This window comes from Streptomyces sp. NPDC104814, assembly GCF_055583185.1.
This window is the reverse complement of the sequence record NZ_JBVJOL010000001.1, coordinates 25,777-48,325: the sequence shown is the minus strand read 5'-3', so window position 1 is coordinate 48,325 and position 22,549 is coordinate 25,777. Positions and strand designations below refer to the sequence as shown.

General features: G+C 71.5%; 24 protein-coding genes. 13 read left to right on the top strand and 11 right to left on the bottom strand.

Annotated elements, in window-relative coordinates:
• The first annotated feature begins 13 nt into the window (after window positions 1-13).
• Window positions 14-307 carry an antitoxin gene (locus ACZ64A_RS00200; protein WP_469807118.1) on the top strand — a complete coding sequence of 98 codons (294 nt, stop codon included), beginning with the start codon at window positions 14-16 and terminating at the stop codon, window positions 305-307.
• 190 nt (window positions 308-497) lie between these two features.
• On the opposite strand, the gene ACZ64A_RS00195 is transcribed toward ACZ64A_RS00200, so the two are convergent.
• From ACZ64A_RS00195 to ACZ64A_RS00180, 4 genes are all read right to left on the bottom strand, one after another.
• Complete coding sequence (locus ACZ64A_RS00195) at window positions 498-1,205, bottom strand: class III extradiol dioxygenase subunit B-like domain-containing protein (protein WP_469807116.1); 708 nt, start codon at window positions 1,203-1,205, stop codon at window positions 498-500.
• Window positions 1,206-1,318: 113 nt separating this feature from the next.
• Window positions 1,319-2,836: a tRNA (N6-isopentenyl adenosine(37)-C2)-methylthiotransferase MiaB gene (miaB, locus tag ACZ64A_RS00190; protein ID WP_469807114.1), complete on the bottom strand. Its 1,518-nt coding sequence runs from the start codon at window positions 2,834-2,836 to the stop codon at window positions 1,319-1,321.
• A 138-nt stretch (window positions 2,837-2,974) separates the two neighbouring features.
• Window positions 2,975-3,631 carry a response regulator gene (locus tag ACZ64A_RS00185; RefSeq protein WP_469807112.1) on the bottom strand — a complete coding sequence of 219 codons (657 nt, stop codon included), beginning with the start codon at window positions 3,629-3,631 and terminating at the stop codon, window positions 2,975-2,977.
• Window positions 3,628-4,695, bottom strand: a complete 1,068-nt coding sequence (locus ACZ64A_RS00180; RefSeq protein ID WP_469807110.1) for a sensor histidine kinase — start codon at window positions 4,693-4,695, stop codon at window positions 3,628-3,630. The genes ACZ64A_RS00185 and ACZ64A_RS00180 overlap by 4 nt, the downstream gene beginning before the upstream one ends.
• A 364-nt stretch (window positions 4,696-5,059) precedes the next feature.
• On the opposite strand from ACZ64A_RS00180, the gene ACZ64A_RS00175 reads away from it, so the two are divergent.
• Both ACZ64A_RS00175 and ACZ64A_RS00170 read left to right on the top strand, forming a co-directional pair.
• A complete protein-coding gene (locus ACZ64A_RS00175; RefSeq protein WP_361631581.1) occupies window positions 5,060-5,545 on the top strand; it encodes a cation:proton antiporter regulatory subunit in 486 nt (161 codons plus the stop codon).
• 7 nt (window positions 5,546-5,552) lie between these two features.
• On the top strand, window positions 5,553-6,809 hold the full coding sequence (locus ACZ64A_RS00170) for a cation:proton antiporter (RefSeq protein WP_469807109.1): 1,257 nt from the start codon (window positions 5,553-5,555) through the stop codon (window positions 6,807-6,809).
• Between the two features lie 31 nt (window positions 6,810-6,840).
• On the opposite strand, the gene ACZ64A_RS00165 is transcribed toward ACZ64A_RS00170, so the two are convergent.
• Window positions 6,841-7,254, bottom strand: coding sequence for a pyrophosphohydrolase domain-containing protein (locus ACZ64A_RS00165; protein ID WP_469807108.1), 414 nt, complete (start codon window positions 7,252-7,254; stop codon window positions 6,841-6,843).
• 88 nt (window positions 7,255-7,342) lie between these two features.
• On the opposite strand from ACZ64A_RS00165, the gene ACZ64A_RS00160 reads away from it, so the two are divergent.
• The gene (locus ACZ64A_RS00160) at window positions 7,343-8,341 is read left to right on the top strand and encodes a TAXI family TRAP transporter solute-binding subunit (protein ID WP_469807106.1); all 999 of its coding nucleotides are present in this window, start codon (window positions 7,343-7,345) and stop codon (window positions 8,339-8,341) included.
• An 89-nt stretch (window positions 8,342-8,430) separates the two neighbouring features.
• Here the strand turns inward: ACZ64A_RS00160 and ACZ64A_RS00155 are convergent, their stop codons facing one another.
• Both ACZ64A_RS00155 and ACZ64A_RS00150 read right to left on the bottom strand, forming a co-directional pair.
• Window positions 8,431-9,861, bottom strand: coding sequence for a sensor histidine kinase (locus tag ACZ64A_RS00155; RefSeq protein ID WP_469807104.1), 1,431 nt, complete (start codon window positions 9,859-9,861; stop codon window positions 8,431-8,433).
• A gap of 10 nt (window positions 9,862-9,871) precedes the next feature.
• Window positions 9,872-10,561, bottom strand: coding sequence for a response regulator transcription factor (locus tag ACZ64A_RS00150; RefSeq protein WP_469807102.1), 690 nt, complete (start codon window positions 10,559-10,561; stop codon window positions 9,872-9,874).
• A 296-nt stretch (window positions 10,562-10,857) separates the two neighbouring features.
• On the opposite strand from ACZ64A_RS00150, the gene ACZ64A_RS00145 reads away from it, so the two are divergent.
• The 8 genes from ACZ64A_RS00145 to ACZ64A_RS00110 all read left to right on the top strand — a co-directional run bounded on the left by ACZ64A_RS00145 (window position 10,858) and on the right by ACZ64A_RS00110 (window position 17,300).
• The gene (locus ACZ64A_RS00145) at window positions 10,858-11,634 is read left to right on the top strand and encodes an amino acid ABC transporter ATP-binding protein (protein WP_469807101.1); all 777 of its coding nucleotides are present in this window, start codon (window positions 10,858-10,860) and stop codon (window positions 11,632-11,634) included.
• A 65-nt stretch (window positions 11,635-11,699) separates the two neighbouring features.
• Entirely contained in the window at window positions 11,700-12,542 is an 843-nt protein-coding gene (locus tag ACZ64A_RS00140) for a glutamate ABC transporter substrate-binding protein (protein ID WP_469807099.1), read from the top strand.
• 118 nt (window positions 12,543-12,660) lie between these two features.
• Entirely contained in the window at window positions 12,661-13,329 is a 669-nt protein-coding gene (locus ACZ64A_RS00135) for an amino acid ABC transporter permease (protein WP_469807097.1), read from the top strand.
• A complete protein-coding gene (locus ACZ64A_RS00130) occupies window positions 13,326-14,264 on the top strand; it encodes an amino acid ABC transporter permease (RefSeq protein ID WP_469807095.1) in 939 nt (312 codons plus the stop codon). The genes ACZ64A_RS00135 and ACZ64A_RS00130 overlap by 4 nt, the downstream gene beginning before the upstream one ends.
• Before the next feature lie 175 nt (window positions 14,265-14,439).
• Window positions 14,440-16,044, top strand: a complete 1,605-nt coding sequence (locus tag ACZ64A_RS00125) for an FAD-dependent monooxygenase (protein WP_469809011.1) — start codon at window positions 14,440-14,442, stop codon at window positions 16,042-16,044.
• 81 nt (window positions 16,045-16,125) lie between these two features.
• Window positions 16,126-16,272 (top strand): putative leader peptide, encoded by a 147-nt coding sequence (locus ACZ64A_RS00120; protein ID WP_469807094.1) that lies wholly within the window; start codon window positions 16,126-16,128, stop codon window positions 16,270-16,272.
• Window positions 16,273-16,356: 84 nt separating this feature from the next.
• A complete protein-coding gene (locus tag ACZ64A_RS00115) occupies window positions 16,357-16,905 on the top strand; it encodes a cupin domain-containing protein (protein ID WP_469807092.1) in 549 nt (182 codons plus the stop codon).
• On the top strand, window positions 16,902-17,300 hold the full coding sequence (locus ACZ64A_RS00110) for a rhodanese-like domain-containing protein (protein ID WP_469807090.1): 399 nt from the start codon (window positions 16,902-16,904) through the stop codon (window positions 17,298-17,300). The genes ACZ64A_RS00115 and ACZ64A_RS00110 overlap by 4 nt, the downstream gene beginning before the upstream one ends.
• Window positions 17,301-17,471: 171 nt before the next feature.
• On the opposite strand, the gene recX is transcribed toward ACZ64A_RS00110, so the two are convergent.
• The 4 genes from recX to ACZ64A_RS00090 form a co-directional block, all read right to left on the bottom strand.
• Window positions 17,472-18,269, bottom strand: a complete 798-nt coding sequence (gene recX, locus ACZ64A_RS00105; protein WP_469807089.1) for a recombination regulator RecX — start codon at window positions 18,267-18,269, stop codon at window positions 17,472-17,474.
• 2 nt (window positions 18,270-18,271) lie between these two features.
• Complete coding sequence (recA, locus tag ACZ64A_RS00100; protein ID WP_469807088.1) at window positions 18,272-19,399, bottom strand: recombinase RecA; 1,128 nt, start codon at window positions 19,397-19,399, stop codon at window positions 18,272-18,274.
• A gap of 308 nt (window positions 19,400-19,707) precedes the next feature.
• Window positions 19,708-20,958, bottom strand: coding sequence for an AI-2E family transporter (locus tag ACZ64A_RS00095; protein ID WP_469807086.1), 1,251 nt, complete (start codon window positions 20,956-20,958; stop codon window positions 19,708-19,710).
• A gap of 240 nt (window positions 20,959-21,198) precedes the next feature.
• Window positions 21,199-21,393, bottom strand: coding sequence for a DUF3046 domain-containing protein (locus ACZ64A_RS00090; RefSeq protein ID WP_469807085.1), 195 nt, complete (start codon window positions 21,391-21,393; stop codon window positions 21,199-21,201).
• An 81-nt stretch (window positions 21,394-21,474) separates the two neighbouring features.
• Here ACZ64A_RS00090 and ACZ64A_RS00085 point away from each other — a divergent pair, with 81 nt between their 5' ends.
• Window positions 21,475-22,419, top strand: coding sequence for a hypothetical protein (locus tag ACZ64A_RS00085; protein ID WP_469807083.1), 945 nt, complete (start codon window positions 21,475-21,477; stop codon window positions 22,417-22,419).
• Window positions 22,420-22,549 lie beyond the last annotated feature (130 nt).

Sequence of the window (22,549 nt, the reverse complement as noted above, 5' to 3'; positions counted from 1 at the left end):
GGGAAGGTGGACCATGGGTCTGATGGACAATCTGAAAGCCAAGCTCGGCCCGGCCAAGGGCAAGGTGTCGGACCTCGCGCAGCAGCACGGGGACAAGATCCAGCACGGCATCGACCGGGCCGCGAAGGTCGTCGACGAGAAGACCAAGGGCAAGTACAGCGACAGGATCCAGACGGGCACGGGCAAGGCGAAGGATGCCATGGACCGGCTCGCGCACAAGGGCGGCGCCGCGGCCGACGGCGGCGCGGCCACCCCGCCGACTCCTCCCCCGGCCGCCCCGCCGCAGGGCCCGCCGCCCACCTCCTGACCACGGCCCACCACGGCCGGGGACGCCGGCCACGGCCGCAGCACAACGACGGACGGCCGCGCACCTTCACGGTGCGCGGCCGTCCGGCATGTGCCCTCATCGTCGCGGGTGACTCGACCGCCGAGGACTCGAACGCCGAGGACTCAAATGGCCAGGACTCGGCCGGCGAAACTCGGCCGGCGGTGACGCCCTACGACCAGGTGGCGACCAGGTAGCCCACCCCGTACGGCGCGTCTTCGTACAGCAGTGCCCCGGCCAGGTTCGCGTCCGCGGCGGCGCCCGCCAGCACCTGCCACGGTGCCCGGCCCGCGGCCTGCAGTTCCTCCGCGAGCCGCGCGTCCAGCGCCCCCAGCGCCACGACGTCCGCCGAGCCCAGCGCCCGCGCCACCTCGGTGTCGAAGGGTGCCGCGCGTTCGTCCAGATAGCCCGGCGCCTTGACGGTGCGGCAGGCGCTGGCGTCACCCATCACCAGCAGCGCGACCCGCTCGGCGCGCCCGGCGAGGTCCGCGCCCAGCTCGGCGCACCGCTCCGGCGTAAGTGTCCGGGCCACGGCCAGCCCCTCGATCGGGGCGTCCGCCCACCCGGTCCGCCCCAGCAGCCAGCCGGCCACCGCGAGCGAAACCGGCAGCACGGGGTCGGCGGCCGCGTCCTGCGCCTCGCCGAGCGTGACGTCGACGTCCACGCCGAACCCCTGGAACGAGCCCCGCGCCCCCTGCGGGTACGTCCCCGCCTCCTCGGCCGGGCCGACGACGACCAGCCGGTCGGGGCGGGCGGCGGCAAGGACCCCCAGCGCGTCCGTGCACGCGGCGCGGGCCACGTCCAGCTCAGGCGCGGCACCCGCCGCGACCTCGGGCACGAGCAGCGGCGGACAGGGGCAGACGGCTGCGGCGACAAGCATGATCAGCAGACTACGCGGTCACCGGCGGCCGGACACGCCCAGCCACCGGCCGTGACCCGCGAGCCGGGCACGGCGCGTCCGGCGGCACCGAGCGGGCCTGCCCGCGCCGTGGGTCAGTCGCAGCCGCAGCCGCTGCCCGTGGCGACCGGCAGAGGCGCGGGTGCGCCGATCTTCGGCAGGCCCAGCATCACGCCGGCCGACTTGGCCTGGTCGGCCTCCTGGCGCTTCTGCCAGGCGTCACCCGCGCGCGTGCGGCGCACGTCGAGCACCGGGCCCTCGGCGAGGAGGTGGTGCGGCGCGGCGTAGGTCACCTCGACGGTGACGACGTCACCGGGGCGCACCTCCTGGTCCGGCTTGGTGAAGTGGACGAGGCGGTTGTCGGGGGCGCGGCCGGACAGGCGGCGGGTGGCGTCGTCCTTGCGGCCCTCGCCCTCGGCGACCATCAGCTCCAGCGTGCGGCCCACCTGCTTCTTGTTCTCCGCCCAGGAGATCTCCTCCTGGAGGGCGACCAGCCGCTCGTACCGCGCCTGGACGACCTCCTTGGGGATCTGGTCCTCCATGGTCGCGGCCGGGGTACCGGGCCGCTTGGAGTACTGGAAGGTGAAGGCCTGCGCGAACCGGGCCTCACGCACCACGTGCAGCGTCTGCTCGAAGTCCTCCTCGGTCTCGCCGGGGAAGCCCACGATGATGTCGGTGGTGATCGCGGCGTCCGGGATGGCGGCGCGGACCTTCTCGATGATCCCGAGGTAGCGCTCCTGGCGGTAGGAGCGGCGCATCGCCTTCAGGACCGTGTCCGAACCGGACTGCAGCGGCATGTGCAGCTGCGGCATCACGTTCGGCGTCTCGGCCATGGCGGCGATGACGTCGTCGGTGAAGTCACGGGGGTGCGGGGAGGTGAAGCGGACGCGCTCCAGACCCTCGATGTTCCCGCAGGCACGCAGCAGTTTGCTGAAGGCCTCGCGGTCGCCGATGTCGGAACCGTAGGCGTTGACGTTCTGGCCGAGCAGGGTGATCTCGGAGACGCCCTCGGCGACCAGCGCCTCGACCTCGGCGAGGATGTCGCCGGGACGGCGGTCCTTCTCCTTGCCGCGCAGCGCCGGGACGATACAGAAGGTGCAGGTGTTGTTGCAGCCGACGGAGATCGACACCCATGCGGCGTAGGCGCTCTCACGGCGGGTCGGCAGCGTGGAGGGGAACGCCTCCAGCGACTCGGCGATCTCGACCTGCGCCTCCTCCTGCACGCGGGCGCGCTCCAGCAGGACGGGCAGCTTGCCGATGTTGTGCGTGCCGAAGACGACGTCCACCCAGGGCGCCTTCTTGACGATGGTGTCGCGGTCCTTCTGCGCGAGGCAGCCACCGACCGCGATCTGCATGCCCGGCCGCTGGGCCTTCCTCGGCGCGAGCCGGCCGAGGTTGCCGTAGAGCCGGTTGTCGGCGTTCTCCCGGACGGCGCACGTGTTGAAGACCACGACGTCGGCGTCGCCGTCGGAGCCCTCGGGGGCGCGCACGTAACCCGCGTCTTCGAGCAGGCCGGCGAGCCGCTCGGAATCGTGGACGTTCATCTGGCACCCGTAGGTGCGTACTTCGTAGGTCTTGACGTCCACTGCGGGGCTCCGGTCGCTGCTGCTCATGCCTTACAGGGTAGGCGGTTCCGGGACCACCCCGGTCCGGGCTGTGGACAACGCCCGCGAGGCCCTGTGGACAACCGGACGCGAGGCCGGTGGGAGGGCCTTGGCCAAGGGGTCGACGAGGCCGGCGGGACGGCCCGCTCAGGGATCGACCAGGCCGGCGCGGATCGCGTAGCGGGTCAGTTCCAGGCGGTCGCGCAGGCCGAGCTTCTGCAGGATGTTCGCGCGGTGCCGCTCGACCGTCTTGACGCTGATGAACAGCAGGTCACCGATCTCCTTGGAGGTGTGCCCCTCCGCGACCAGCTTGAGGATCTCCTCCTCGCGCTCGGTGACGGCGCGCTCGGGCAGGCCGTCGCCGCGGTGGAGCCGGTCCAGGTAGGAGCGGACCAGCGCACGCTCGGCGCCCGGGTAGATGAACGGTTCGTCCCGCATGGCCGCCCGGCACGCCTCCACCAGGTCGCGGTCGGCAACGGACTTCAGCACGTAGCCGCTCGCGCCCGCCTTGAGCGCCTCGAAGAAGTACTGCTCGTTGTCGTACATGGTCAGGATCAGCAGGCGCAGAGCGGGCAGCCGCCGGGACAGCTCGCGGGCCGCCTGCAGACCTGTCATGCGGGGCATGGCGATGTCCAGCACCGCCAGATCCACCTCACGCGCGCGTGCCAGTTCGACCGCCTCGGCCCCGTCGCCGGCCTCGGCGACGACAGTCAGATCGGGCTCCGACTCGAGGATGAGCCGCACGCCGCGGCGTACGAGGGTGTGGTCGTCGGCGAGCAGGACGCGGACGGGACGGCCGCTCACCGCGGGCCTCCCCCGGCCTCGGCACCACCGGCCGTGTCCAACGGCGCTCCCGGTCCGCTCGGGACACCGGACGACACTTCCGAGTCACCCAATTCACCCGATTCGCCCGGTATACCCAGCGGCCCTTCCGCACTGTGCGGGATGCGCAGCCGTACGTCCGTCCCGCCGCCCGGCGCCGGCGCGACGCTCAGCTCGGCGCCGACGAGCAGGGCCCGCTCACGCATGCCGCTGATGCCGGCGCCCTCGACCGCGCCGACCGTGCCCCTGCCGTTGTCCCGCACCAGCAGCTCGACACCGGCCGCATCGGCCCGCAGGCACAGTTCGGCGCGGTCGGCGCCGGAGTGCCGGGCGGTGTTGGTGAGGGCCTCCTGGGCGACCCGGTACAGCACGAGTTCCGTCTCGCCGGGCAGCGGTGCGAGGTCGGCGGCGAGGGTGTGGCGGACGGTCAGTCCGTGCCCGGTGAACTCGGCGGCGAGCGAGCGCAGCGCGCTGAGCAGCCCCAGCTCCTCCAGCACGGCGGGCCGCAGCCGTCGGGCGATGCGGCGGATCTCGTCCAGCCCGGCGCGGGTGGCCTCCTGCGCCTGGCCCACGTCCTCGCGCAGCTCCGCCGGGGCACGGTCGGCGACGCGCCGCAGCTGGAGCAGGACGGCGGTCAGGGTCTGGCCGACCTCGTCGTGCAGCTCGCGGGCGACGCGGTGGCGTTCCCTCTCCTGTGCGGACAGGGCACGGGCCGCGCCGGCGGCGCGCTCGGCCTCGAGCCGGTCGAGCATCGCGTTGTACGTCGTGATCAGCCCGGCCGTCTCCGCCGGACCGGCGACCTCGGGCCGTGCGCCCGGACGCAGCAGGTCGGCGGTGGCCATGGCTCCGGCCAGCCGCGTGAGCGGGGCGAGCCCTATGCGCAGGACGGCGGCGTTGACGACCAGCAGCGCGGCCAGCCCGCCGACCACCACGAGCGCCTCTTCCGGCAGCACCGGGGTCGAGACGGTGACGGGGCCGAGCAGCAGCGCGGTGGCCGTCACCAGGCCGACGGCGTTGAGGGAGAAGATCCGCCAGAACAGCGACACGCGCCCGGCCCCTCCTCTTCTTCCGTGGCCCCGCAGCCCAGTCCGGCCGTCCGCCGACGGCCCCGCGACGGCATCCGCCACCGGTCCCGCCGTAACGCCCGCCGCCGGCTCAACCGCCGCGTCTGCCGACGGCGCAGCCGTCACGTCCGCCGCCGGCCCAGCCGTCACGTCCGCGCACGGCACCGCCGTACCAGCCGCCCACGGCACTGGCGTGACCAGCTTCTCCGTCGTCCGCGTACCGCGTCCATCCGTGCTGACACCCATGTCGCCACCGTACGCAAGGGTGGCAGCATGGCCGCTCGGTACCGGCCGGAAACGATCACCGCCGGTGCCCTGCACGACCGGCGAACGAAGGAGAAGAAACGTGTCTGCGCCGCGCCTGAGGGCGACACCGCTGCCGGGGATCGGGGTCAAGTACGACCTGGTGACTCGGGAACAGGGCCATCTGTCGGTGGTGGCGCACCGGGACGGCACCCGCACCCTGAGCGTGTACCGGGCCGACGACCCCGACTCCTGCGCGCACTCACTCCGGCTGACCGGCTCGGAGGCGGACTCGCTCGTCGACGCGCTGATGCCCGCCCACCACAGCCCGAACCTGCTGCACACCACGGACCTGGGCCTGGTGGCCGAGCGGATCGAGATCGCGGCGACCTCGCACTGGAACGGCCGGCTGCTCGGCGAGACCCGGATGCGCACGGAGACCGGCGCGTCGATCGTGGCGGTACTGCGCCGCGCCGATGCCGTGCCCTCCCCCACACCGGACTTCCGGCTCGCGGGCGGTGACACGCTGATCGTGATCGGCACGCGCGAGGGCGTGGACGCCGCCGCCGCGATCCTCGGGCGGGAGTGAGCCGCCGGTGCACTCCTCCGCGGTTCTGCTCATCGAGTTCGGTTCGATCATCCTCTGCCTCGGCCTGCTCGGCCGGATGGCGGCGCGGTTCAGTTTCTCGCCCATCCCGCTGTACCTGCTCGCCGGTCTGGCGTTCGGCGAGGGCGGGCTGCTGCCTTTGGGGGCCAGCGAGGAGTTCGTCGCCACCGGCGCCGAGATCGGCGTCATCCTGCTGCTGCTCATGCTGGGCCTGGAGTACACGGCGAGCGACCTGGTCTCCAACCTGCGCACCCACTATCCGGCCGGTCTCGTCGACTGTGCGCTGAACGCGCTGCCGGGCGCGGCCGCCGCGCTGCTGCTGGGCTGGGGGCCGGTGGCGGCCGTGGTGCTCGCTGGGGTCACCTGGATCTCCTCCTCCGGGGTCATCGCCAAGGTGCTCGGCGACCTGGGCCGGGTGGGCAACCGGGAGACACCGGTGATCCTCAGCGTGCTGGTCCTGGAGGACCTGGCCATGGCGGTCTATCTGCCGATCGTCACCGCGCTGGTGGCGGGCGCGGGATTCGCGGCGGGCAGCGTGACGCTGGCGATCGCGCTGGGCGTGGCGGGAGTGGTGCTGTTCGTCGCGGTCCGCTACGGCCGCCTCATCTCCCGCTTCGTCTCCAGCGACGACCCGGAGAAGCTGCTGCTGGTCGTGCTGGGTCTGACGATCCTCGTCGCCGGTGTGGCGCAGCAGTTGCAGGTGTCGGCGGCGGTGGGCGCGTTCCTGGTCGGCATCGCGCTGTCCGGGGAGGTGGCGGAGGGGGCGCACGCGCTGCTGAGTCCGCTGCGGGACCTGTTCGCCGCGGTGTTCTTCGTCTTCTTCGGCCTGCACACCGATCCGGCCAGTATCCCGCCGGTGCTGCTGCCCGCGCTGGCGCTGGCCGCGGTCACCGCGCTGACGAAGATCGCCACCGGCTACTGGGCAGCGCGCCGCGCCGGGATCTCGATCAAGGGGCGGTGGCGCGCGGGCGGCGCGCTGGTGGCGCGCGGCGAGTTCTCGATCGTCATCGCCGGGCTCGCGGTGACGGCGGGCATCGAGCCGTCGCTGGGCCCGCTGGCCACGGCGTACGTCCTGATCCTGGTCGTCCTCGGCCCGCTGACCGCCCGCTACACCGAACCGCTGGCGGCCCGCTGGTACCGTCGCCGCGCCCGCTCACGCGCCGCGGAAGCGGCACCGGCGGGTGGGCCGGCCGAGTCGGCTGCGGACGCCGGAACGCGGGAGCGGACGGCGGTCCCCCGGGACTGAGACCCGCGTGCTCCGGCGTGTGATCAGCGATTCAGGCCGCGCTCTCACCCCCCGGCTCCCAGCCCTGCCGGCGCAGCACGCCCGCGACGTCCGGTGCCTCGTAGCTCTCCCCTTTGAGCACCTTGCCGTCGGCGCGGCGGGCGATCCGGCCGTCGGGGCCGAGCTTGGTCATGTTGGACCGGTGGATCTCGGCGATCACCTGGTCGAGGTCGATGCCGTGCACCAGCGCGGTGCCGTACGCCACGTAGACGACGTCTGCCAGCTCGTGGGCGAGCTTGTCGAGCGGTCCGGTGACCGCCACCTCGGCGACCTCCGCGGCCTCCTCCGCGAGCAGCTCACCGCGGTGGGCGGCGAGCCCGGGCGACACCTCGGTGGGCGTGCTGCGGGCGTCGAGCCCGAAGGCGAGGTGGAACTCACGGACCAGGTCGGCGGGGGAAGAACTCATACCGGCGACTGTAACGGGCGCCACTGACAGCCTCGCTCGGGCCGCCGCCCCTGGTCAGCACTGCGCGGCGCCTGGCAGGATCGCGCCCATGTCCAAGCTCCTCCCCCGTATCGGCAGGCACCGGGCCCTGACGGCCGCAGCCGCCGGCGTCGTGGCGCTCGGCCTGCTGCTGTGGTGGCTGCTGCCGCTGGGCGAGACACCGCCGAGCGGTTCGATCACGATCAGCACGGGCACGCCGAGCGGGGTCTACCAGGACTACGGCAAGCGGCTGCGCACGGCGCTCGCCAAGGACATGCCGCAGCTGAAGGTGCGCCTGCTGACCAGCGACGGCTCGCAGGAGAACGTCACGCGCGTGGCGCTCGGCCAGGCCGACTTCACCATCGCCGCGGCCGACGCGGTGGAGACGTACGCGGTGAACGGCGGCCAGGGGGCGGACCGGCTGCGCGGCGTCGCCCGCCTCTACGACGACTACGTCCAGCTCGTCGTCGCCCGTGACTCGGACATCCACTCGGTCGCCGATCTGCGGGGCAAGCGGGTGGCGATAGGGCCGCCGGAGTCGGGTGTGCGGCTGATCGCCGACCGGGTGCTGCGAGTGGCGGGCATCGACGCGGACAAGGACATCACGCCCGAGGCCGACGGCATCGGCAGTGCGCCGAAGCGGCTGCGGGAGGGCGGGATCGACGCGTTCTTCTGGTCGGGCGGTGTGCCCACCGACGGCGTGCGGCAGCTCGCCGGTTCCTTCCCGATCCGGTTCGTGCCGATCGGGCCGGACCTCGTCGCGCAGCTGCACCGCGAGGGCGACGCCTCGCGCTACTACCGCGCCACCAACATGCCGGAGTCGGCCTACCCCACCGTGCAGAACGGCGCGGCCGTCCCGACGATGGCGGTGTCCAACCTGCTGATCACGCGCGCGGACATCGATCCACGGCTGACCGAGTGGGTGACCCGCACGGTGATCAGGAGCCGCGACGGCATCGGCGCGCACGTGCACTCCGCGCAACTCGTGGACCTGCGCACGGCGATCTACACGGACCCGCTGCAACTCCACGAGGGCGCACGGCGGTACTACCGCTCGATGAAGCCGTAGCCCTGCGGACAGGAACGCCCGCCTCACCGGCCGGAACGCCGCCCCGCGGGCTCGAACGCACTCCCCTCCCCCACCGCAACACCGCCCCGTCAGCCCTGCGCGGCCCCCTGCGTGGACGTCGGTTGTGGTGCGTGCCGGGGCACGGTCACCGTCACCACCAGGCCGTGCGGCTCGTGGTGGCCGTAGGAGATCGAGGCGCCGCCCGCCGCGAGCAGCGCGCGGGTGATGGACAGGCCGAGGCCGGAGCCCTTGATGTTCTGGTGCCGGCCGCTGCGCCAGAAGCGGTCGCCGACGCGGGTCAGTTCCTCGTCGGTGAGGCCGGGGCCGTTGTCGGTGACGACGACGGTCACGGTGTCGCCGGCCGCCGCGACCGCCACCTCGACGCGCTCCCCGGCGGGCGTGAACTTCACCGCGTTGTCGATCACGGCGTCCAGCGCCGACGACAGGGTCACCGGGTCGGACCAGCCGGTCGTGGCCGGGCAGTCACCGGCCAGCTGTACGCCCTTGGCCTCGGCCGCGGGCGCCCAGGCCGCGACGCGTTCGGCGGCGAGCGCACCGATGTCGGTGGTCGTCATGTCCGCCTCGGCGTGCTCGGCGAGCGCCAGGTCGAGCAGGTCGTCCAGGACCTGCGCGAGCCGCTTGCCCTCGGCCTGGACCGAGGCGATCTCCGTGTTGCCCTCCGGGAGTTCGAATTTCAGCAGTTCGATGCGCAGCAGCAGCGCAGCGAGGGGGTTGCGCAGCTGGTGCGAGGCGTCGGCGACGAAGGCGCGCTGCTGTTCCAGCACGTCCTCGACGTGGTCCGCCATCTCGTTGAACGACTTGGCCAGCCGCTGGAGTTCCGGCGGCCCGCCGGCCGCGGCCACCCGGGATTTCAGGCGTCCGGTGGCGATGTCGTGGGTGGTGGCGTCCAGCACGCGTACCGGTCGCAGGACCCAGCCGGTGAGCCGGAGCGCGGCGCCGACGGCGAGCAGCATCGCGGCGAGCAGGCCGGCGGCGATGATCAGCCAGCCGCGCAGGATCCGCGAGCGCATCTCGCCGGTCGGTGAGTCGGTGACCACGACGGCGACGACGTCCCCGTCGCGGATCACCGGTGAGGCGACGACGAGCCGGCCGCGCTGCCAGGGCCAGACCTGCTGCGGGTCGTGGCTGCGCCGGCTGAGCAGCGCCTCCTCGAAGGCGGCCCGCACCTCGCCCGTTCGCGGGAGGAAGAACCCGGCGGGTGCGTGCGCCATGGGCGTGTCGGTGCGGTAGAAGACCCCGGCGCGGATGCCGTAGACCTCGTAGTAGCTGGCGAGTTCGTGACTGAGGGTCTCCAGCCGTTCGTCGCCGGGGTTGCGGTCGATGGTGGCGGCGGTGTCGACGTACTGCGCGAGGGCCGCGAAGCGTGCGGTGTCGTCGATCCGGTCGACGACCACCTTCTGCTGCTGGCCGGCCGCCACGCTGACGGCCAGCGGGATGCCGAGGGCGAGCAGGACGGCCGCCATCAGGACGATGAGCAGCGGCAGCAGTCGTGTGCGCAAGCCGTCCCCGCTAGGCGGCCGGGGCGACGAGGCGGTAGCCGACGCCGCGTACGGTCTCGATGAGGGCCGGCATGCGCAGCTTGGCGCGCAGGGAGGCGACGTGCACCTCCAGGGTCCGGCCCGTTCCCTCCCAGCTGGTGCGCCACACCTCGCTGATGATCTGCTCACGGCGGAAGACCACGCCGGGGCGCTGCGCGAGCAGGGCGAGCAGGTCGAACTCCTTGCGGGTCAGCTGGACGACGCTGCCGTCGACGGTGACCTGACGGGTGGGCAGTTCGATGCGGACCGGGCCGAGGTGGACGGCGGTCCGGGTGTCCTCGGTGCTCTCCTCGGAGGCGGGGCGCCGCCGGCTGACGGCGTGGATGCGGGCGAGGAGCTCCCCGGTGTCGTAGGGCTTGACCACGTAGTCGTCGGCGCCGAGGTTCAGGCCGTGGATGCGCGAGCGCACGTCGGAACGGGCGGTGACCATGATCACCGGGGTGGCGGTGCGCTTGCGGATCTTGCTGCAGACCTCGTAGCCGTCCTGGTCGGGCAGGCCCAGGTCGAGCAGGACGACGCCGAAGCCGGGGCCCTCCGGGACGAGCGCCTGGAGCGCCTCCTCGCCGTTGCGCGCGTGGGTGACGTCGAAACCGTGCCGGGCCAGGACCGCGGACAGTGCGGCGGCGACATGGTTGTCGTCCTCGACGAGCAGCAGTCTCATCCCGGCCTCCTCCGATTCATCGGGCGTACGGTTTGTCTGAGTAACAACGCGTGCACGCGCGCGTGCACCAAGGCAGTCACGCTGATGGACGAGGACGGCGTCAAGAGGGTTCCGGTTGGTCGGGGCTTTAGTTATCCGGCCGATACGTGCCCAGGTCATCCCCAGGTCACAAGTGCTACGACATGTGTCCGATTGCTATCGGATCGTGATGCTCAGATTCCCCTCAGATGTAATGACGCTGGTCGAGGCTGGTTACTACATTCCTCCGAAACCGAGGAGGACGGAGCCTGAGAGCGATGACCGAAGTATCGGTGGCCAAGCAAGACGTGGCCCCCAGCGGCGAACTCGTCGTCCTGAAGAGCGTCAACAAGCACTTCGGCGCGTTGCACGTGCTCCAGGACATCGATCTGACGATTGCGCGCGGTGAGGTCGTCGTCGTCATCGGACCCTCCGGGTCCGGTAAGTCCACGCTGTGCCGCACCATCAACCGGCTGGAGACCATCGACTCCGGCTCCATCACCATCGACGGCAAGCCGCTGCCCGCCGAGGGCAAGGCCCTCGCCCGGCTGCGGGCCGACGTCGGCATGGTCTTCCAGTCCTTCAACCTCTTCGCGCACAAGACCGTGCTCGAGAACGTGATGCTGGGCCAGATCAAGGTCCGCAAGGCCGACAAGAAGCAAGCCGAGGAGAAGGCCCGCGCCCTGCTCGACCGGGTCGGCGTGGGCACTCAGGCCGACAAGTACCCCGCTCAGCTCTCCGGCGGCCAGCAGCAGCGCGTCGCGATCGCGCGCGCCCTGGCCATGGACCCGAAGGTGATGCTCTTCGACGAGCCGACCTCGGCGCTCGACCCGGAGATGATCAACGAGGTGCTGGAGGTCATGCAGCAGCTCGCCCGGGAGGGCATGACGATGGTCGTCGTCACCCACGAGATGGGGTTCGCACGTTCGGCTGCAAACCGCGTGGTGTTCATGGCGGACGGCCGGATTGTCGAACAGGCTGCGCCCGACCAGTTCTTCAGCAACCCGCGCAGTGACCGGGCCAAGGACTTCCTGTCGAAGATCCTGCACCACTGAACCGGTCGCGCGCCCGTCGCGCCGTCCAGCGCCCCGCTTCTTTCCTCACGCAAAGGATGTCCACCATGAAGCTCCGCAAGGTCACCGCCGCCTCGGCCGTCGTCCTCAGCATCGCCCTGTCCGCCACGGCGTGTGGCGGCGGCAACAAGAACAACTCGTCGTCCTCCGGCAGCGGCGGCAGCAGCATCAAGATCGGCATCAAGTACGACCAGCCGGGTCTCGGCCTGAAGGAGCCGAACGGCAAGTTTTCCGGCTTCGACGTGGACGTGGCCACCTACATCGCGGGGCAGCTCGGCTACAAGCCCGACCAGATCGAGTTCGTGGAGACCAAGAGCGCCGACCGCGAGAACGCGCTCTCCCGCGGTGACGTGAAGTTCATCGTGGCCACGTACTCCATCACCCCGAAGCGGCAGCAGAAGGTCGACTTCGCCGGTCCCTATCTGCTGGCCCACCAGGACCTGCTGATCAAGAAGGACTCGAACATCAGCAAGGGCACGGACCTCAACGGCAAGAAGCTGTGCTCCGTGACCGGCTCCACCTCGGCACAGAACGTCCAGCAGAAGATCGCCCCGAAGGCCCAGCTGAAGGAGTACAGCGGCTACTCCGAGTGCATCGCCGGGCTGCAGAGCGGCGCCGTGGACGCGGTGACCACCGACGACTCGATCCTCGCGGGCTTCGCCGCGCAGGACAAGTACAAGGGTCAGTTCAAGCTCGCCGGTCTGAAGCTGAGCAACGAGAACTACGGCGTCGGTGTCAAGAAGGGCGACACCCAGCTGGTCGACAAGATCAACAAGGCGATCGAGAAGATGGAGAGCAGCGGCGCCTGGGAGGCGGCCGTGAAGAAGAACTTCGGCCCGGCCGACTACAAGAACGAGCCGGCTCCGAAGATCGGCCAGATCGTCCAGTAAACGCGGCCCACCGCAGTCAGCTCGGGGTCCCCCTGGTGTGCGCCGCCGCCCGTCGCCCTGCCGGCGGCGGCGCGCCCCGCCCTCCACGTACGACATCCACCCGGAAGCGCGGGAGATCGTGTTCGACTTTCTTCAAGGCTACGACGTCCTAGGGGCGTTCTGGATGACGGTGAAACTCACCGTCTTCTCCGCCGTGGGCTCCCTGATCTGGGGCACCCTGCTGGCCGGGATGCGGGTCAGCCCGGTCCCGCTGATGCGTGGCTTCGGCACCGCCTACGTGAACATCGTCCGGAACATCCCGCTGACGGTGATCATCGTGTTCTCCTCGCTCGGCCTCGCCGACATCTTCGGGGTGACTCTGGGTGCCCCCGACGACTTCAAGCTCCAGGGCTTCCGGCTCGCCGTCCTCGGTCTGGTCGCCTACACCGCGGCCTTCGTGTGCGAGGCGATCCGTTCCGGCATCAACACCGTGCCCCTCGGCCAGGCCGAGGCGGCCCGCGCGATCGGGCTGAACTTCAGCCAGACGCTGCGGCTGATCGTGCTGCCGCAGGCCTTCCGGGCGGTCATCGGCCCGCTGGCCAACGTGCTGATCGCCCTGACCAAGAACACCACGGTCGCCGCCGCCATCGGTGTGGCCGAGGCCGCCTCGCTGATGAAGTCGATGATCGAGAACGAGGCCCAGACGCTCGCCATCGGCGCCGTCTTCGCCTTCGGGTTCGTGGTCCTGACTCTTCCGACGGGCCTCATCCTCGGCTGGCTCGGCAAGCGACTGGCGGTGAAGCGATGAGTTCCGTCCTCTACGACACACCCGGACCCCGCGCCAAACGGCGCAACGTCCTGATCTCGGTGGTCTTCTTCGTCCTGCTCGCCCTGCTGCTGTGGTGGATCTGGCAGACGATGGACGACAAGAACCAGCTCACCGGCGCCCTGTGGAAGCCGTTCATCCAGGCCGACGCCTGGACGACGTACTTCATCCCGGGCCTCGGGAACACCCTCAAGGCGGCCGCGCTCGCCATGGTCATCGCCCTGCCGCTGGGTGCTTTCTTCGGCATCGCACGCATGTCCGACCACCGCTGGGTGCGGGTGCCGTCCGCCGTGGTGGTGGAGTTCTTCCGGTCCATCCCGGTCCTGCTCCTGATGCTGTTCGCGAACGAGCTCTACTCCCGCTACACGAACGTCACCAGCGAGGACCGGCCCCTCTACGCGGTCGTCACCGGCCTGGTGCTCTACAACGCCTCCGTGCTCGCCGAGGTGGTCCGGGCGGGCATCCTGTCCCTGCCCAGGGGGCAGAGCGAGGCGGCCTACGCCATCGGTCTGCGCAAGACCCAGACGATGACGAGCATCCTGCTGCCGCAGGCGGTCACGGCCATGCTGCCGGCGATCGTCAGCCAGTTGGTCGTCATCGTGAAGGACACCGCACTGGGCGGTGTGATGATCGGCTTCAACGAGCTGCTGAACTCCCGGAGCACGCTCGCGGCCAACTACGCCAACGTCATCCCCAGCTTCATCGTCGTGGCGGCCATCTACATCGTGCTCAACTTCATCCTGACCTCCTTCGCGAGCTGGCTGGAGGGCTACCTGCGGCGCAGCAAGCGCAGCACGGGCGCGGTCCTCGGCGCGGAGGACATGGAGGAGCTGAACCCGGCGGCGGTGGGCGGCACCTTCGGCACCGGCGGCGAGGGTGGTGGGCCCGCCGGCTTCACCAACACCAGCAAGCGATGACGCCCCATCAGATCGCTTGACCCACACGGAGGCAGTGGCATGATCGCCACTGCCTCCGTCACTTGACGCAAGCAGCGGCAATGGGTTGCATACGTTCTGTGATCGTGCACCCTGCTCCAACCTGTTGTTCACATACGTCGCCGAGGACACCGCTGCGAGCAGGGGGCGCCGCGCCGTGGACCCGGTGATCATCGTCGGAGCGGGGCCCGTGGGGCTCACGCTCGCCCTGGCGCTGGCGCGTCAGGAGGTGCCCTCGGTCGTGCTGGACGAGGGCCCCGGCAAGGACGAACCCCGCCTCGCCCGCACGGTCGTCCTGCGTGAGGACACCACCGCCCTGCTGGAACGGCTCACCGGAGTGGCCCTGGACAAGGCCGGTCTGCGTTGGGCCGGATGGCGGTCGATGCGGCGCAAGCAGGTGATGCGGGAGATCACCTTCGACGACGCCACCGAGCCCGCTCCCCTGCACATCGCCCAGCACCTCCTGACCGGCGCCCTGCGCGACGCCCTCGCCGGCGAGCGCCTGGTCGAGATCGCCACGGACAGCCGTCTGGACAGCGTCGAGCAGGAGACCTCCGGCGTCACCGCGCACACCCGCGGCGCGAACGGCACCTGGTGGCGCGGCAGTTTCCTCGTCGGCTGCGACGGCCCCCGCTCGACCGTACGCAAGCTCGCGGACATCCGCTTCCCGGGCCGTACGGCGGTGGAACGGTACGCCGTCGCCGCGCTGCGCACCGAACTCCCCTGGGCCGACGAGGCCGTACTGCACCGCCAGCCGCCGTGGCGCACCTCCGGCCCGACCGCCGGTGAGATCACCGCCCGCCCGCTGCCGGACGGCGTGTGGCGGCTGGACTGGCTGCTGCCGCCCGGCAAGGACCTGGTCACGCCGGAGATGCTCATTGCCCGCGTCCGGGAGACTCTGACCGGCTGGCACGCCGGCACCACACCGCCGTACGACCTGCTGGACACCGGTGTGCACACCGTCCACCACCGCCTCGCCCGCCGCTGGCGCTCCGGACGGGTCTTCCTCGCCGGGGACTCCGCCCACCTGCTGGGCGCCCTCGGCACCCAGGGCCTGGACGAGGGCCTGCGCGACGCCGACAACCTCGCCTGGAAGCTGGCGCTGGCCTGGCACCACGGACCGCGGGAGGCCCTCCTCGACAGCTACCAGACCGAGCGCCGCACCGCCGTCGCCGCCCGGCTGCGCGCCGCCGACCAGGTCCTGCCGCTGCTGCGGGGCGGCGGCGGACTGCGGTCGTACGTCCCCGGCGCGACCCGCGGACATGACGTGCTGCTCACCGAGGGCCACCTGGGCCGCGGCCCGCTCGGCGAGGCGGCCGACTATGCCGACTCCCCGCTCGCACCCCGGCACCTGGAGGCGGAGGTCCCCGTCGCCACGGCGCCCGGCACGCAGGTCACCGACGTACTGGTCACGGCGGAGGACGGTTCCTTCGTCCCGTTGCGCGAGCGGCTCGGCCGCGGGGCCCTGCTCGTCGTCCTGATCGCGCCCGGCACCGGCGTGTGGGAACGCAAGCACTGGGTCACGGCCGGGATCATGCCGCGGCTGGCCGCCGCGGTGACCGCACTGCCGCATCCGGCGGAGCTGCTGGTCGCCGAGGAGTACCCGGGTGCCGCCGCCCACACGGTGCTGCTGGTGCGCCCCGACGGCCACCTCGTCGCCGCGCTGAGCGGAGTACGCCCGGCCGACCTCTACGCCGCCGCCGAGGCGACCCTGGGCGGCCCGGCACGGACCGAGGCAACGGCCGGCTCCACCGCGAAGTGACACCGCTCGCTGTCACGAGCCGCGCGTGGGCCGCCGTCCCGACCGCCGGCCACCCCCGACCGGACATCGCTCGCCGTCACTGTGCGTCCGCATAGTGACGGTCAGTTGACCGTGCCGGACCGTCGTGGTGTACTCCGGAGCGTGACCGACACCGATGTGCGCCTGTGGCGGAGGGTCCATATGGACCTGCTCCGGTACGCAGGCTGCGTGTGTCGTCCGTCCTGCTGAATTCGCATCCCCCTTTTCTGCCGCGCGCCGTGCCCGTCGTGCCGTCGCGCGCTGCCGACGCGAACGCTCAACAGGACGGTGCCCGTGTCTGTCTTCCCCCCGCTCCCCTCTGCCCCGAACAACGTCTCAACCGCCGCTTCCGTGCCCACTCAGGCGGATCTTCTGGAATTCGCCCGGCATACGGCCGCCGACACCGCGCTGATCGACTCGCTTCCGCTCGACCCCGAGGGCCGCACCTGGGTGCGTCTCGAGGGACCCGGGGGCAGCGAGGCCTGGCTGATCGGCTGGCCGCCCGGCACCGGTACCGGCTGGCACGACCACGCCGAATCCATCGGTGCCTTCGTCACCGCGCGCGGTGAGTTGCGGGAGAACGCGCTGGCGGCGCGGCTGCCCACCGACGGCTGGAAGACGCTGGAGCTGACCGACGGGGTGGACCGGACCCGGCAGCTGCCCGCCGGCCGCGGACGCTCCTTCGGCCATCACCACGTCCACGAGGTGCTCAACCAGTCCCCCGCCGAACACGCCGTCTCCGTCCACGCCTACTATCCGCCGCTGCCTCTCATCCGCCGCTACAGTCGGTCGGGCCAAGTGCTGCGCCTGGAGCAGGTCGAGCGCCCGGAGGACTGGCAGTGAGCGACGTGGTGAGCATCGACGCGCTGCTGGAAGGGGTACGGGCCGGCTACGCGCGCGTGGAGGCCCGGGAGGCGTACGAGGTCGCCGAGGCCGGCGAGGCGCTGCTGGTCGACATCCGGTACGCGGCCCTGCGCGAGCGGGACGGTTCGATCCCCGGCGCGGTGATCGTCGAGCGCAACGAGCTGGAGTGGCGCCTGGACCCTCAGGGCAGCCACCGTCTCCCCCAGGCCACGAGTCACGACCTGCGGATCGTGGTCATCTGCAACGAGGGCTACGCCTCCAGCCTGGCGGTCGCGTCCCTGCATCAGCTCGGCCTGCGCCGGGCCACCGACCTGGTCGGCGGCTTCCAGGCCTGGCGCGCAGCGGGACTGCCGGTGGCGCCGCCGCAACGGTGAGAGCGGTATGACGGTGCCGGACCCACAGGGAGTCCGGCGCCGTGACACCGTCTGAGATCTGAGGCCGACAGGCCCGCGGTCCAGCATGGGCGCTGCCCGCGGTCCGGGGCGGGGACTGCGCGCGGTCCAGGGCGGGGACGAGGTCAGAGTCCTCCCAGGGCGGGGACGAGGTCAGAGACCGCCCTCGTCGAGGAAGTCCGTCTCCTCGCCTTCCTCTTCGAGCGCCTGCCGGACCACACGCAGGGCCATGCCTTCCGGGTAGCCCTTGCGGGCGAGCATGCCGGCGAGGCGGCGCAGGCGCTTGTCGCGGTCGAGGCCGCGGGTGGCACGCAGCTTGCGGGCGACGAGCTCACGCGCGGTCGTCTCCTCCTGCTCGCTGTCCAGTTGTGCCACGGCCTCGTCGATCAGGGCCGAGTCGACGCCCTTGGTGCGCAGCTCCCGGGCGAGAGCCCGTCGGGCCAGACCCCGGCCGTGGTGCCGGGACTCCACCCAGGCGTCCGCGAAGGCGCTGTCGTTGATCAGCCCGACCTCCTCGAACCGCGACAGCACCTCCTCGGCCGCCTCGTCCGGGATGTCCCGCTTGCGCAGGGCGTCCGCGAGTTGTTTGCGGGTGCGCGGGGTCCCGGTGAGCAGGCGCAGGCAGATCGCCCGTGCCCGCTCGACCGGGTCCCCGGAAGGCTCCTCCTCCTCGGCCCTCGACAAGGAAGAGGCGCCCTCGTCCTCGGCGGACGGTCCCCCGGGCTGCTCCCCGAAGCCGCGCCGCCGACGCCCCCGGCCGCCGCGCGTCCCCCCGGAACGCGCGCCGTCCCGTGCACCGCCCGCCCGTCGCGGCTCCCCGCTGTCGTACCCGGCGGCGTCGTCGTACTCGGTGCCGTCCGTGGTCCGGGCCGGGGCCACGCCCTGCCTCTCGGCCCGCTCCGTGAGGGCGTCGAGGTGGGCGTACTCGGCCCAGTCGGTTCGTCGTGTCACGGTCAGCTCTTGGCTGCGGCGGCCTTGGTCTTGGTGGCCTTGGCCGCCGCCAGGGCGGGCGCCGCCTTGGCCGCGTCGTCGGCACCGGCGGAGACCGCGGCGTCGGCACCCGGCTCGGCGGCCGGCTCCTCGGCACGCACGCCGACGCCCAGCTTCTCCTTGATCTTCTTCTCGATCTCGTTCGCCAGGTCGGGGTTGTCCTTCAGGAAGTTGCGCGCGTTCTCCTTGCCCTGGCCGAGCTGGTCGCCCTCGTACGTGTACCAGGCGCCGGCCTTGCGCACGAAGCCGTGCTCCACGCCCATGTCGATCAGGCCACCCTCGCGGCTGATGCCCTGGCCGTAGAGGATGTCGAACTCGGCCTGCTTGAAGGGCGGGGCCACCTTGTTCTTGACGACCTTGCAGCGGGTGCGGTTGCCGACCGCTTCCGTGCCGTCCTTCAGGGTCTCGATGCGGCGGATGTCGATACGCACCGAGGCGTAGAACTTCAGCGCGCGGCCACCGGTCGTGGTCTCCGGCGAGCCGAACATCACGCCGATCTTCTCGCGGAGCTGGTTGATGAAGATCGCCGTGGTCTTGGACTGGTTGAGCGCGCTGGTGATCTTCCGCAGCGCCTGGCTCATCAGACGGGCCTGCAGACCGACGTGGCTGTCGCCCATCTCGCCCTCGATCTCCGCGCGCGGCACGAGCGCGGCGACGGAGTCGATGACGATGAGGTCGAGCGCGCCGGAGCGGACCAGCATGTCCACGATCTCCAGCGCCTGCTCGCCGTTGTCCGGCTGGGAGAGGATGAGGTTGTCGATGTCGACGCCGAGCTTGCGCGCGTACTCGGGGTCGAGGGCGTGCTCCGCGTCCACGAAGGCGACCTGGCCGCCGGCCTTCTGTGCGTTGGCCACGGCGTGCAGGGTCAGCGTGGTCTTACCGGAGGACTCCGGTCCGTAGATCTCCACGACACGGCCGCGCGGCAGGCCGCCGACACCGAGGGCCACGTCGAGCGCGGTCGAACCGGTCGGGATGACCTCGATGGGCTCCCTCGACCGCTCGCCCATGCGCATGACCGCGCCCTTGCCGAATTGCCGTTCAATCTGTGCGAGCGCGGCGTCGAGCGCCTTCTCGCGGTCGGTTCCTGCCATGGGTTCCACCCGGTTTGCTTGAGTCGATCGCTTCACGTCAAAGACGCTAACGCCTGCCACTGACAACGCGCCCCGACGCCGGTTCGGCCTGTGGATAACTCAGGGACACAACCGCTCGAACTGGGGCGAAATCCCCTCCGTTGAGCCTCGCCGGAGCCTCCATATGAATGGATGTTCGATTTTGGTGTCAAGCGCGCCACGCGGCACCTCCGAGCGTACGCCCGCGCTCCCGCCCCGATCGGGACCGCCGCGAGGCACCGCTCACCGGGGCCGTTCCGATCGTCAGTACCGGCCTCCCATGACCGGCCTCAGGTGCCGGCGTCGTCCTCACCGCGCGTCTGTCCTCGCCCCCACAGGCCCCGCGCCCGGGTGAGCGCCCCCGCTCCCGTGCCGCGGCTGCGGTGGCCGTGCACGCGCGGGTCGTCCGTGACCGCGTACCGCTTCACATACGCGCCCAGGAACGCCTGCAGGGTGGCGACCGCCGGGATGGCGATGAGCGCGCCGACCGCGCCGAGCAGAGCGGTTCCGGCGATGACCGAACCGAAGGCGACCGCGGGATGGATGTCCACCGTCTTGGAGGTCAGCTTCGGCTGCAGCATGTAGTTCTCGAACTGCTGGTAGACCACGACGAAGACCAGCACCCACACCACGTACAGCGGGTTGACGGTGAAGGCGATCAGCATCGGCAGCGCACCCGCGAGATACGTGCCGATGGTGGGGATGAACTGCGACACCACGCCGACCCACATGCCCAGCACGGGCGCGTACGGGATGCCGAGGGCCTGCAGCATGACGTAGTGCGCGACGGCCGAGATCAGCGCCATCAGCCCGCGCGAGTACAGGTAACCGCCGGTCTTGTCGACGGCGATCTCCCACGCGCGCAGCACCTCGGCCTGCCGGGCGGGCGGCAGCACCGAACAAATGCCGCGCCGCAGCCGGGGACCGTCGGCGGCGAAGTAGAAGGAGAAGAGGCTGATCGTCAGCAGCTGGAAGAGGCCGCCGAGGACCTGTGTGGACACGTCCAGCACGCCGGCCGCGCTGTTCTGCACGTACTTCTTCAGCCAGTCGGAGCGCAGGAGCCCCTGCTGGATGTCCAGCCGCTTGAGGTCGGTGTGGAAGGTGCTGTTGATCCAGTGGATGAGCGAGTCGAGGTAGTCGGGGAAGTGCTCGATCATCTTGATGATCTGGCCGGCCAGCATCGAGCCGAGCAGGGTGACGAACCCGGCGGAGACGATCAGCAGCCCGAGGAAGACCAGGAACGTCGCGAAGCCGCGACGCAGGCCGCGTGAGGACATCCAGCTCACCGCGGGTTCGATGGCCAGTGCCAGGAAGAACGCGATGAGGATGTTGATCAGGAGCCCGGTGAGCTGGTGGAACGCCCAGCTGCCCAGCTGGAAGGCCGCGATGAGGGCGAGCGCGAGCACCATGGCGCGCGGCAGCCAGCGGGGCATGCGAGCGGCCGGCGCGGCGTCGCTCTCGGCCGGGGGCCGGGTGGGCGGCGTCGTGCCGTCGATGGATGCCTGGGGGGCGGACTGCCCGGTGTCGTCAGTGGATGCCACGGACCAAGTCTCGCCGACGCCGGCGACAACCCTTGACCGGCCTGCGCTCGGCAAGGTGAGACAGCGCCGGTGTGGGCGCGGACGGCGGCGCGTGCGCCGGGGTGTCGCCTGTGGGCGCGGGACGGCCGCGCGTACGCCGGGGTGCCGCCCGTCCCGCGGTCTTGACCACGGCGCCCGCCCGGCGCTCTTGACCGCGGCGGACCCGTTCCCGGCCGGGGCCCGTCATCCTCGGGAGCGCGCTCAGCGCCTCTCGTGCGGGACGTTCATCACCGTGCACACCACACGCCACACGTCCTTGGCCTCCCAGCCGGAGGCCAGCGCCTCGTGCACCGTGCGCTCGCCCAACTCCGACATCACGTGGTCGCGCGCGAAGGTATCGGCGTAGCCCGCCCCGAAGTGCTCCGCCATTCGCTCCCAGAAGACCGTCAACCGCATGGCACCAGTATCCCGCCCCTGAGAGTGGGCTCCGGCGCAGGACCACTCACCGAGACCGCTTACCGGCCTACGGTCGGGTTCATGGCCGAAACCGGAGCATCCCCACTCCCCTCCACGCCCCCGGCGCGCTCCCCGCTCTCGCGCGCCGAGCAGTTCGTCTGGCTCACCGCGCGCGTGCTGGAGCAGCGCCTGTTCGCGTACCACTTCCTGCGGGGCGACGCCGACCCGGTGGAGACCGCGCTGGACGCCTATCGCACCGCCGACAGCGGATACGGTCACGCCCTGGAACCGGACCTGCGCGGTCCGGTCAGCCAGCCGCTGCACACCGCGCACGCGCTGCGGGTGCTGGACCGCATCGGGCGCTGCGCCGGGCAACGTGTGGAACGCGTGTGCCGCTATCTGACCTCGGTGTCCACGGCGGAGGGCGCACTGCCCGCCATCCATCCCAGCCAGCGGGGTTATCCGGCGGCGCCGTTCCTCCCGATCGTGGACGACCCGCCGAGCGACCTGCTCGCCACCGGGCCCGTGGTGGGACTGCTGCACCGCAACGAGGTGTGGCACGCCTGGCTCTTCCGGGCCACCGACTTCTGCTGGCAGCGCATCGAGTCGCTGGAGAAGTCCCATCCGTATGAGATCGAGGCCGCCGTCGCCTTCCTGGACTCCGCGCCCGAACAGGCGCGTGCCCATGCCGCGGCCGACCGTCTGGGCCGGCTGGTACGGGAACAGCGCCTCGCCGCCCTGGACCCGGACGACCTCGACGCCTATCCGGTCGCGCCGGGCTACGCCCCGGGCGAGCACCACTTCCCCCACGACTTCGCGCCCACACCGGACTCGCTCGCGCGCGGGTGGTTCACCGAGGCCGAGATGGCCCGCTCCCTGGACCATCTCGCGACTGAGCAGCAGGAGGACGGCGGCTGGCCGGTGAGGTGGCGCCAGTGGGCACCGGGCACGGTGCTGGAGGCACGGCCCATGGTGACCATCGAGGCGCTGCGCACCCTCCGGGCGTACGGCCGCGCCATCTCCTGAGCGCGCGCCTGCGGCGGGGCGGACGATGGCGGCTGCGGGCCGGTGACGGAACAGCCCCGTCCAGCCCGCCCTGTCACCGTCCCGGAACCCCCTCGCCCCAGCACCCCACCGCCCCGAACCCGCCGCGGGT

Excerpts from the sequence above, each read along its gene's own strand:
- ACZ64A_RS00085 (WP_469807083.1), top strand. The coding sequence starts at position 21,475 with ATGGCCGAAACCGGAGCATCCCCACTCCCCTCCACGCCCCCGGCGCGC.
- ACZ64A_RS00130 (WP_469807095.1), top strand. The coding sequence starts at position 13,326 with ATGAGTTCCGTCCTCTACGACACACCCGGACCCCGCGCCAAACGGCGC.
- ACZ64A_RS00200 (WP_469807118.1), top strand. The coding sequence starts at position 14 with ATGGGTCTGATGGACAATCTGAAAGCCAAGCTCGGCCCGGCCAAGGGC.
- ACZ64A_RS00160 (WP_469807106.1), top strand. The coding sequence starts at position 7,343 with ATGTCCAAGCTCCTCCCCCGTATCGGCAGGCACCGGGCCCTGACGGCC.
- ACZ64A_RS00145 (WP_469807101.1), top strand. The coding sequence starts at position 10,858 with ATGACCGAAGTATCGGTGGCCAAGCAAGACGTGGCCCCCAGCGGCGAA.
- ACZ64A_RS00090 (WP_469807085.1), bottom strand. The coding sequence starts at position 21,393 with ATGCGGTTGACGGTCTTCTGGGAGCGAATGGCGGAGCACTTCGGGGCG.
- ACZ64A_RS00165 (WP_469807108.1), bottom strand. The coding sequence starts at position 7,254 with ATGAGTTCTTCCCCCGCCGACCTGGTCCGTGAGTTCCACCTCGCCTTC.
- ACZ64A_RS00140 (WP_469807099.1), top strand. The coding sequence starts at position 11,700 with ATGAAGCTCCGCAAGGTCACCGCCGCCTCGGCCGTCGTCCTCAGCATC.
- ACZ64A_RS00150 (WP_469807102.1), bottom strand. The coding sequence starts at position 10,561 with ATGAGACTGCTGCTCGTCGAGGACGACAACCATGTCGCCGCCGCACTG.
- ACZ64A_RS00195 (WP_469807116.1), bottom strand. The coding sequence starts at position 1,205 with ATGCTTGTCGCCGCAGCCGTCTGCCCCTGTCCGCCGCTGCTCGTGCCC.
- recA (WP_469807088.1), bottom strand. The coding sequence starts at position 19,399 with ATGGCAGGAACCGACCGCGAGAAGGCGCTCGACGCCGCGCTCGCACAG.
- miaB (WP_469807114.1), bottom strand. The coding sequence starts at position 2,836 with ATGAGCAGCAGCGACCGGAGCCCCGCAGTGGACGTCAAGACCTACGAA.